We start from the raw sequence: 2,247 nt of genomic DNA, 5'->3' as shown, positions 1-2,247 counted from the left end.
GTGAGCGGGTCGCCCCAGCCGCCGCCGCCGTTGGTCAGGCAGCGCAGCACCGTGTTCGGCGCTGCCCTGACCTGCACTGTCGCGTCTCCCCTCCGATGCGGAGCCGTCACTGTAACGGAGGGCGCCGGCAACTCCTCGCGTATTTACGTCACGGGGCGCCGAGGAAGGCGAGGAGGGCCGCCGCGACCTCGTCCGGGGCCTCGACCTGCGGATAGTGGCCGACCGGGGGCGGCCCGGCGAGTTCCGTCACGCTCGCCGCCGGCATGCGCTCCCTGATACGGGCGAGCACGTGGGCACCGCTGATCGGGTCGGCCGGCCCCCAGACGAACAGGGCCGGGCCCCGATAGCCCTCCAGCGCCGCGATCCAGCGGGCCTGGTGTGCGCGCCGTTCGTCGATGTAGCGCAGCAGCCGCGGCGCCAGCAGGTGGCCGCGGTCGCGGGCGACGCTCTCCCACATGGCGTGCAGGTCGTCGTCCGGTACCGCTCGGCCCAGCACCCGGCGCATCGAGGCGCGGAAACCGCGCTCGGAGACGGCGTGGGCGAGAACCGGTCCGAACGGCCCGTGGAGCAGTCGCTGCACGGCGATGGGGCGGTGCAGATCCGGATAGAGGCCCCCGTTGAGCCAGGCCGTCCGGGTGATGCGGCCGGAGTCCCGCGCGAGGAGTTCCTGAGCGACGCTCACCCCGTAGTCGTGGGCGACCAGCGCAGTCGCGCCGATTCCGAGGCCGCGCCAGATGTCCTCCACCAGGTCGGCCTGTTCCAGCACGGAGTAGGGGTGCCCGCGCGGCTTGTCGCTGTGCCCGAAGCCGAGCAGGTCGAAGGTGGTGACGCGATGGCCCCGCTCCGCCAGCCGGGGCACGATCGGCGACCAGTCGTGGGAGGAGGTGGGGAAGCCGTGCACGAGCGTCACCGGCGCGCCGTCGGCGGGCCCGTCCTGACGGACGAAGAGCGTGTGTGCGCCCGTGCGTCCGCGCACGCTGATCCGGTCGCCCCCGTCGGCCCACCGCGCACTCGACGGCATGGCGGTTCGGGACATCAGCGGCCCTCCTGGGTCGAGGCGATGCCGTCGAGGAGGCATCGCAGACCGAACTCGAACTCGTGGTCGCCGTCCAGGGCGCCGAGCAGCGTGGAGTGGGCGGTGACGAGCGGATACCTGCCCGCGGGCAGCGAGGCGAACAGGCCCGTCACGGCCGCCCGTTGCTCCCGTGTGCGAGCCGCTCCACCGGTGTCCAGCACCACGGCCCCGACGACGTAGTGGGTGACGGTGAGATAGATGCGCACCGCGCTCTCGGGTGGCCAGCCCGCCTCGGTCAGCACCCGCAGGCCCTGCTCACGGGCCCGGAGGGCGTTGGGCCCGAGCAGCCGGCCGCGGGTGAGCAGGGGGACCAGGGCCCGGTGCGCGAGCAGGACCCGGCGGTACTCACGGGCCCCGGCCTCGGTACCGGCGCGCCAGTCCGCGCCCGGCCGGGGGAGGGAGACCTCGCCCAGCATGTGGTCGACCAGCTCCACGAGCAGTGCCTCGCGGCTCGGCACATGGCGGTACAGCGACGTGTGCCGCACGTTCATCCGCTCGGCCACCGCCCGCATCGTCAGCGCGTCCAGCCCCTCCTCGTCGGCGATCCGCAGCGAGGCGGTCATGACCGCGTCGAGGGTGAGTCCCTCCGGCCGGGTCCGCCGGCGGGCGCGGGCCGCGTAACGACCGCTCCACCAGGCTGCCGAGCCGACCTCGGGTACCGGCTCCTTCCGCGAGCCGCTCTGTTCGGTCATGTCCAGGCTTGCCGTTCGACCAGGCCGGGCTCCGGCGGCGGGATCTCGCATCGCGGCCGCCGCCCGGACGCCCGACGAACCACGCGTCCAGTGGACGCATCTTATGCGTCCACTGGACGCAGAACAAGGGAGCCCCGAGAACCAGGACTCCCTCGCCTGCGTGCCCGGATCACTCCGGGTTGGCCAGTGCCTCTCTCTGCAGCTGCACCGCTGCGAGCAGGCTCAGCTGCGGTTCCGCCTGGCGCAGCGCCTTCAGCGCCGCGACCGAGTCGAGTTCCCCCGTGAAGCCGCCGGCGGCCAGCCGTGAACGGACCCAGTCGGCGCGCAGCCGGCCCTCGGTGGCGGCGGCGGTGGACTCTCGTCCTGCCCCGGACCCGGCCCGCCGGCCACCCCGCACTCCGGGTTCGGCGGACCGTCGTACGCCGCCAGGGCCTCGCGGGCCGCCCGCCGGGCGCTGTCGGCCAGCTCGGGCGGGGAGAC

The 2,247-nt window shown here is 74.1% G+C and carries 2 protein-coding genes and 1 pseudogene; all 3 read right to left on the bottom strand.

All coding sequences use genetic code 11. The annotated features are described in order from the left end of the window. Window positions 1-148 precede the first annotated feature (148 nt). The gene (locus tag ACWEN3_RS45610) at window positions 149-1,036 is read right to left on the bottom strand and encodes an alpha/beta fold hydrolase (RefSeq protein ID WP_452984235.1); all 888 of its coding nucleotides are present in this window, start codon (window positions 1,034-1,036) and stop codon (window positions 149-151) included. Beyond that, complete coding sequence (locus ACWEN3_RS45605; RefSeq protein ID WP_452984233.1) at window positions 1,036-1,767, bottom strand: TetR/AcrR family transcriptional regulator; 732 nt, start codon at window positions 1,765-1,767, stop codon at window positions 1,036-1,038. The genes ACWEN3_RS45610 and ACWEN3_RS45605 overlap by 1 nt, the downstream gene beginning before the upstream one ends. Window positions 1,768-1,936: 169 nt before the next feature. After that, window positions 1,937-2,247: pseudogene (locus ACWEN3_RS45600) on the bottom strand (hypothetical protein); the annotation flags it as partial.

It is taken from the genome of Streptomyces sp. NPDC004561 (assembly GCF_053602155.1).
This window is presented reverse-complemented; position numbering and strand designations above follow the sequence as displayed.

Excerpts from the sequence above, each read along its gene's own strand:
- ACWEN3_RS45610 (WP_452984235.1), bottom strand. The coding sequence starts at position 1,036 with ATGTCCCGAACCGCCATGCCGTCGAGTGCGCGGTGGGCCGACGGGGGC.
- ACWEN3_RS45605 (WP_452984233.1), bottom strand. The coding sequence starts at position 1,767 with ATGACCGAACAGAGCGGCTCGCGGAAGGAGCCGGTACCCGAGGTCGGC.